The 1,298-nt window shown below is 75.8% G+C and carries 1 protein-coding gene and 1 pseudogene; one reads left to right on the plus strand and one right to left on the minus strand.

What is annotated here, in order from left to right:
• A pseudogene (locus H0488_RS23295) lies at positions 1–343 on the plus strand (ROK family protein); the annotation flags it as partial.
• A gap of 19 nt (positions 344–362) precedes the next feature.
• Here the strand turns inward: H0488_RS23295 and H0488_RS23300 are convergent.
• The coding region (locus tag H0488_RS23300; protein ID WP_183101541.1) for an ROK family protein at positions 363–1,298 on the minus strand (936 nt) is incomplete at its 5' end.

The following is a 1,298-nucleotide window of genomic DNA, read 5'->3' on the forward strand; positions in this document are numbered from 1 at the left end:
CGGCACGCCGTACGAGACCGCGGTCGAGGTGGCCCGGGTGGCCCGCGGCTCGGCGGACGCGCGCGCCGCCATCGCCCGGGTGGGCCGGTGGCTCGGCCGCGGCCTGGCCGTCGTCACCGGCGTCCTCGACCCGGGGACCGTCGTGCTCGGCGGCTACTTCGTCCCGTTGGGCGACCTCATCCTGGCCCCGGCCGCCACCGTGCTGGCCGACTCGCTGGCGCCCAGTGACCTGGGCGGCCCGGAGCTCAAGCTCGGGCAGCTCGGCACCGGCTCCGCCGCGACCGGAGCCGCCGAGCGGGCGCTCGAGGGCGCCTTCACCCATGGTGCCGACCTGCTCGCGTAGTCGTGCCGGCGCGCGTCTTCTAGCCGGCGAGGAGGGAGGAGGCGTCCGTCACGCCGGCCGCGAGGCTGGCGACGGGATCGACGAAGACCGGCTCCATCGCCATCTCGGCGGCGCCGAACAGCACCGAGTCCTCGCCCAGCCCGGGGAGGGTCAGCCGCACGGTGTCCTTGGCGGGTAGCAGCGCGCGTTCCGCGAGGCCGGCAGCGACCTCGCTGCGGCACAGGCGGAAGAGCGGGAGGAAGTAGCCGCCGAGGATCACGACGCTGGGGTTGAAGATGTTGACCACCGCGGCCAGCCCGCGACCGAGGTCGACCGCGATCGGCCGCAGCTCGCGGGGAGCGGTGGCCATGGCGTCGAGGATCTCGCCGAGCCGCGGCACCTGGTCGGCCGGGCAGCGCAAGGCGTCGGCGATGGCCGGCGCACCGACCACGGTCTCCCAGCACCCCCGGCTGCCGCAGTGGCAGATCAGGCCCCGGGGGTCGTGGCAGAGGTGCCCGATCTCGCCCGCGTAGCCGGCGACGCCCTCGAGCCGGTTGCCGCCGGTGATGACCCCGGCGCCGACACCGACGTTGCCGGAGAGGTAGACCAGGTCGTCGACCGCGACCGCGGCGCCGCGGCGGTGCTCGGCGAGGGCGCCGAGGTCGGCGTCGTTGCCGAGCGCGATCGGTACGTCGAGGGACAGCGCGGCCAGCACGATGGAACCGAAGGACACGTCGTGCCAGTTCAGGTTGGGGGCGTGCCTGATCAGACCGTCGCTGCGCCGGACCAGGCCGGGGACCGCGACGCCGATGCCGAGCAGTGGGGCGTTGGCCGCCGACGGCGCCACCACCTGGCGGATCAGCCCGGCGACGGTCGCACCGACCTGCCAGGCCTCGGGCTCCGGCGGGATCGGCGCCGAGGCGCGCACCCAGATCCGGCCGCCGAGACCGACCCGCGCGACCTCGGCGCGGTCCAC

It is taken from the genome of Nocardioides pelophilus, from assembly GCF_014180685.1.
Lineage (GTDB): Bacteria > Actinomycetota > Actinomycetes > Propionibacteriales > Nocardioidaceae > Nocardioides > Nocardioides pelophilus.